At 64.7% G+C, this 5,564-nt stretch carries 6 protein-coding genes; all 6 read right to left on the minus strand.

All coding sequences use genetic code 11. The features are described from left to right. Positions 1-89: 89 nt before the first annotated feature. The gene (locus NKF06_RS19555; protein ID WP_004042070.1) at positions 90-347 is read right to left on the minus strand and encodes a hypothetical protein; all 258 of its coding nucleotides are present in this window, start codon (positions 345-347) and stop codon (positions 90-92) included. 1 nt (position 348) lies between these two features. Further along, on the minus strand, positions 349-627 hold the full coding sequence (gene samp3, locus NKF06_RS19560; RefSeq protein WP_004975684.1) for a ubiquitin-like modifier protein SAMP3: 279 nt from the start codon (positions 625-627) through the stop codon (positions 349-351). 276 nt (positions 628-903) lie between these two features. Further along, positions 904-1,131 carry a HalOD1 output domain-containing protein gene (locus NKF06_RS19565; RefSeq protein WP_172795745.1) on the minus strand — a complete coding sequence of 76 codons (228 nt, stop codon included), beginning with the start codon at positions 1,129-1,131 and terminating at the stop codon, positions 904-906. A gap of 402 nt (positions 1,132-1,533) precedes the next feature. Next, positions 1,534-3,492, minus strand: coding sequence for an archaea-specific SMC-related protein (locus tag NKF06_RS19570; RefSeq protein ID WP_058826087.1), 1,959 nt, complete (start codon positions 3,490-3,492; stop codon positions 1,534-1,536). Between the two features lie 34 nt (positions 3,493-3,526). Further along, positions 3,527-4,171 carry a rod-determining factor RdfA gene (rdfA, locus tag NKF06_RS19575; RefSeq protein WP_058826088.1) on the minus strand — a complete coding sequence of 215 codons (645 nt, stop codon included), beginning with the start codon at positions 4,169-4,171 and terminating at the stop codon, positions 3,527-3,529. Between the two features lie 191 nt (positions 4,172-4,362). After that, entirely contained in the window at positions 4,363-5,370 is a 1,008-nt protein-coding gene (locus tag NKF06_RS19580) for a DUF1616 domain-containing protein (protein ID WP_253246365.1), read from the minus strand. Between the last annotated feature and the right edge of the window lie 194 nt (positions 5,371-5,564).

Genomic DNA, 5,564 nt, shown 5'->3' on the forward strand with positions numbered 1-5,564 from the left:
GCCGCGGGGCGCGTCGTCGTCGCCGTCCGGCGCGAGGCGCTCGCTGAGTCGTTCGCGCCCCGGCCGCCGGTCGCCGTCGGCTCCCACGGTCATCCCCCCGCGCGCATCGCCTTTCGGGCGAATCGCTCGACGAGGTCGTCGAGCGTCTCCTCGTCGCCCTCGAACGCGAGTTGCACCTCGGTGAGCTGGATACTGCTCGTTATCGTGACCTCCTCGGTCTCGATGTCGACGGCCCAGTCGGGGCCGACCACGCGGCCGTCGCCGTCGGCCTCGCCGCCGAGTCCTTCGAGGTACTGAATCGCGAGGCGGGGCGAGATACCGCGGAACGCTCGCTGGCGGCGCGCCACGTCAGCCCCCTGCGACCGGCGGGAAGACGCTCACGGCGTCCCCGTCGTCGAGCGTCGTGGCCATCCCCTCGAGGTGGACCACCTCGCGCCCGTTTTTCAGCACGTTCACGTGCGGCTTGACCTCGCCGTCTTCGATGAGTCGGCCGGCGAGACCGTCGTACTCCGCTTCCAGCGACTCGAGGACGTCTCCGACGGTCGCGTCGTCGTCGACCCGCCAGTAGATGGACTTCTGGCCCACTACCTCCCGAAACGTCGCGAAGAAGCGTAATTCGAGTTCCATACCCCTTGTCGGCGTCCACGAGACAAAAAGGTACGTCGCGGGTGGCCACAGCGGACGGTCGGCCGGACTTATCGGAGTCACTAATTCGAATAAACTGCAAGATTATCGTCTGAAAGATCTCAACCAATTAAGTAGAAAGAGCGTCGAAACGTCTCGATCGAATGGACATTCCAAGCGCCTTCGATACCGACCCGCGCGGGCCGGATAAGTGCGGTCGGTGCGAACCGTTCGACAACGGTCGAATCATCCCCAATTAGTGTCGAACGGCCCGGCCGATTACCGTCCCGCGTCGCGGACCTCGATACGACCGACGGACTCGACGGTGACGACGAAGTCGGCGTAGTCGAATTCGAGCGACGCACCCGTCACACGCGGTGCTCCGGGCGTGTTGCGGCCGAACAGGGCGTCGAGGGCGTCGGTGTCTACGTGCTCTGTGAGCGGCGGTAGCTCCGTCGGGTCGCGGCGCGTGTGTTGGTTCACGGCCGCGGCGACCGCCTCAGAGATCGGTTCGGTACGCTCGCAATCGTACCAAACCCGTGTCGGTTCGAACTCGTCTCGGAACTGCGTGTCTGATGTGATGATGGTTTCGTCCCCCCAGTATCGTCCGTTCGATACGTTGTTTTGTTGTGTTATATTTCTTGCGTACTATCGGTATGTTCCTTTGCAAGTGTTGTAGTAATACAATACTATCAGTCGGGATCGACTGCTAAACAGGCCGAGAGCGGCGAGTTATCGGAACATCGACCCGCGATGACGGCGGAAACCGGGGTGGCACGTCACCGCGAGCATGTTCATGGGGCGGAGGAGACGGCTCGGGAGGGACAAAAAGAGGTGGCAAACGAACGAATCGGAATGGAACGAACGGGGACGTAATCGCCGTCCCGACACCGCGCGGACCGGCCCCGGTCAGGCCGCGGGTGCCACGTCGGTCCCCCACGTGACGCGCCGGTACGACTCGTCGAGCGCTTGCGCGTCCTCGGGGAGGAGGGCTGCGACGAGGAACGTCGGATACTGCTCGAAGTGGTCGACCAGCGCGGCGATGCGCTCGGCGTCGATGGCCTCGACAGAGTCGAGTAGCATGAACGGGACTTCCTCGTACACCTCGTGGACGAGGTAGCCCGCGAGGGCGAACACGAGGCCGACGACCTCGCGCTCGCTCTCGCTGAGGTGGTCGATGGAGTCCTCGTACACCGCTCCGGAGTCGGACGCGCGGACGATGTGGAGTTCGAACTGGGTCTTTTCGACCTTGCGACGGCCCTCTCGGACCCGACGTTCGACCTGCTCCAGCCAGACGCGCTCGATGTTGTCGTAGCCGAGGAGGTCAAGGACCGTCTCCATCTCCTCGTTGAACGCCTCGACGGCTGCGGTCGTCAGCGACCGAATTCGGGTTCGCGCATCCTCGAGTTCCTCCGTCACCTGTTCGCGTTCGAGTTCGAGTGCTTCGCGCTCATCGAACCGGTCGTCGAGCGCGTCGAGGTCGTCGTGGACCGACGCGAGGTCGTCGCGTGTCCGGTCGAGCGTGAACTCGACCTCGTTGAGCTTCTTGTGGAGTTCGATGAGGTCGCCTTCGGCCTGCCCGCGGAGGTCCGACGCGTCGGCTTCGAGCGCTTCGACCCGTTCGGCGAGCTTCTCGCGCTGGTCGGTCAGCGAGTCGATTTGCCCGGTCCGTCGGTCGAGTTCGTCTTCGAGGCGCTGAAGCTTATCCCGGAGCTTCCGGCGGTCGCGCTGGGCTTGTTCCGCCGCCCGCATCGAGCGTTCGAGTTCGTCGAGTTCGCGGCGGAGTTCGGCGCGTTCCTCGCGCTGTTCGTCTCTGACCTCGCGGAGGCGGTCGGTCGTCCCCCGAATCTGGTCGCGGTCGACCTCGGTGCCGCAGGTCCAGCAGGTGATCGTCTCCGAGGAGACGAGTTGGTCCGTCACCGAACCGCCACCGACCGCGCCCAGCGAGTCCTCGACGAGGTCGGCCTTGCCTTCGAGCACGTCCTCCGTGTACTGGACGATGGTCTGGAGCTCCGAAATCGTCGAGTTGAGCGACTCGATACGCGACCGAATCGACTCGATGCGGTCGTTCGCCTCGCCGCGGTCGACCTCGTCGGCCTCGAACGAATCGAGTTCCGACTGGAGTTCGGAGCGCTCCTCGCGGAGCGATTCGACGCTCTCGCGCTCGCTCTGGAGGCGGAAGCGGACCGTTTCGAGGTCCGACCGCGCCGACTGGAGGTCCGACAACACCTCGTCTAACGCGGCTTGGTTCTCGCGTTGCGATTCGACCGTCTGGTCTTCGGCCTCGATTTCGGCTTCGAGGTCGTCGCGCTCGGCTTCGAGGTTCTCGATTTCGGCTTCGAGGTCGTCGCGCTTCGCTTCGAGCGACCGGCGGTCGGCCTCGAGCGAGTCGAGCGAGTCGAGTTGTGTTTCCACCTGCGTCCGTCGGGTCTGGAGGCGCTCGATTTCGGCCTCGATGGCGTCGGTGTCGACCGGTGCCATGATGACGTCGTGGAGGTCCCGCTCCGAGACGACGGCCCGGCGCGCCTCGTTTGACCCGAGAAGGAACGCAAAGCGGTCGGCGGTCGTCGTGTCTTGGAGATACGGCGTGCCGTCGGTCGCGACTGACCCGTTCTCGCGGGAGAGGATGCGGGTGTAGGTCCGGCCGTCCAGTTCGAGTTCGACCGACCCCTCGTCGGCGTCGCCCTTGAGACTGGCCGCGTCGCTCCCGAACGCGCCCATAAGCGCGCGCAGGAATGACGTTCGGTTCGTCGCGTTGCGTCCGGTCAGAACGGTGACGCCGGGTTCGAGCCCGACGGTTCGTTCGTCGATACCACCGATGTTTCGTATACGGACAGTCGCCGTCTGAAGTGCCTCTGAATCGTTCATGTTTCGGATGTGGTGTGTTGGTGAGCCCGAATCGCTACTCGTCGCTCTCGTGTTCGCAGTCGCAGTGCCCGGAGTTGAGGAGCGTCGTCGGGGTCATTCGAGTGTCGCAGTCCGTGCAGGTGACGCGGATGTCTACTTCGACCTCGTAGGTGCCGATGAAGACCGCTTCGGCCTTCACTAAACGGTCGATAACATCGATAGTCACCGTCCGAAGTCGGGATCGGAGCTTCCGAATCGTCGCGAGTCCCGACTCGGTCGCGCTCTGTCCGTCTTCGTCGTCTTCACGTTCGACGTTTCGGTGTCGTTTGAGGTAGTTATACACCGACTGATAGGAGATGATGTCCGACTCCAACTGGTCGATGTCGACGCCGCGCTCGCGGAGCGTGTTCCGCGCGTCGGTGCGGCTCCCCGCGGTCACATCGTCGCTTGTCAGGAGCCGGTAGAAGTTCTCCGCCTCCCCGTCGAGGACGTGCGCGCCGGCCTGGTCCAGCGCGGCCCGGATGAGTCGCTTGTTCACGTCAGCTTCGAGTTCGCGGAGGCTCCGTCGCTCGCGACCCTCGCCGAGCCACGCGTCAACAAGGTCGTCACCGAGGCCGTCAAGACCGTACCGGTCCGCGATGCGCTCTATCTTCGGACCTCGGCCGCCGCGGCGGGAAACCGTGCTTCCAGAATCTCGCATTGTGACCTCGCTACCCGGACCTTAGCGTGCAGTACCCTAAACGTTACTTATGGATTATCAGAGGTGATAAAACTAGAACACAAACGAGTTACACGACATACGCCGACGTTCTTACGGATTCCGGGGAATAAATGAGAGATATCAGTAAACGAGAGAACCACCCGATGCTAGACGACGGCGGGTTTTCGCCATTATTCCTCACGAACTGTCACCCAGAGGTGGACCTCCCGGTAAGCGTTATCAACCGTCGGCGACGCCGGCGGTGCGCCCTCGTAGAGGAGGTACGTCAGTCGCAGGCGCTTGCCGGTCATCGTCGGGCGGACCTCGTGCGGCTCGTGCCACGTCTCGTTGTGTTCGAGTCGGGGCGTGAACGTCCGAAGTTGCTCTGACTCCAATACGGTCGTCGAGTTGTTTGACACCTCGACGCGCTGGAGCACGGTGACGACGGTGTAGTTCACCGTCCGGTGTTCCTGGTTGCCGACGCCGAGGACGAGCGACGCGGGCTCACCGCGGACGAGTTCCTCGGGGTAGTTGTCGGCGGTGAGTTCGTCGTCGCCGTCTTCGGTCAGGAGATACAGTTCCGTGAACGACTCACCGTCTTTCGGCACGGCCACCGCGTAGCCGACGCTGGCGGTCGCGAGGACCACGCTCACCACGAGGACGACGTTCAGCATCGCGTCGGTCCCCGACGCCGGGTTGAACAGTTCGTCGCGCGCGGCGGCGAACCAGCGCTGGTAGGGGACTTCCAGCCGTTCTTCTTCGGGGAGCGCCGACCGGCGGGCCGCCGCGAACGCCGTGGCGACGAGCGTGAAGCCGCTCACGGCGACGAGGATGGGCACGAGTCGAATTCCCCACGGCGTGAAGTTGAGGACGAGCCCGAGCAGGGGGACGACCGCGATGCTCGTCCCGAACGAGAGCGCGACCCGCTCGATACCGTCGATTCCGCCCATCCGGTCGTGGTCCTCGGGGGCGTCTATCGGCGGACCGCGCTCGGGGAACAGCGCCGCGATGAGGGCGTAGCCGGGGATGAAAAGCACGAACGGCAGGCCGACGATGACTCGGAGCGGCGTCCCCTCCAGCCCGGGCGTGAGCGTCGCCACGAGCGTGAGCGCGACCCCCGCGAGGACGACCGCGAGGTCGGCCGGGAGCGTGCGAAGCGGCTCGGGGAGGAACAACCGCCAGTCTTGGCGCTGCGACATCTACCCGAAGTGGGAAACACGAGCACAAAAATCATTTGTCAGCCGCCGGCGGCCGCGGCTTCGCTACTCGACCGGGCCGACCGGCTCCGACGCGCCCGCACCGTCGCCCGAATCAGCCGACTCGGGCGCGCCTGACTCGTCCGGGGCGACGAGCGAATGGTCCGTCTCGACCAGCTCGGCCGCGTCCGCGTCGC

The sequence above is a fragment of the Haloferax sp. AB510 genome (assembly GCF_024136985.1).
Taxonomy (GTDB): Archaea; Halobacteriota; Halobacteria; order Halobacteriales; family Haloferacaceae; genus Haloferax.

Coding starts and splice junctions, on each gene's coding strand:
- NKF06_RS19580 (WP_253246365.1), bottom strand. CDS start 5,370: ATGTCGCAGCGCCAAGACTGGCGGTTGTTCCTCCCCGAGCCGCTTCGC.
- samp3 (WP_004975684.1), bottom strand. CDS start 627: ATGGAACTCGAATTACGCTTCTTCGCGACGTTTCGGGAGGTAGTGGGC.
- NKF06_RS19570 (WP_058826087.1), bottom strand. CDS start 3,492: ATGAACGATTCAGAGGCACTTCAGACGGCGACTGTCCGTATACGAAAC.
- rdfA (WP_058826088.1), bottom strand. CDS start 4,171: ATGCGAGATTCTGGAAGCACGGTTTCCCGCCGCGGCGGCCGAGGTCCG.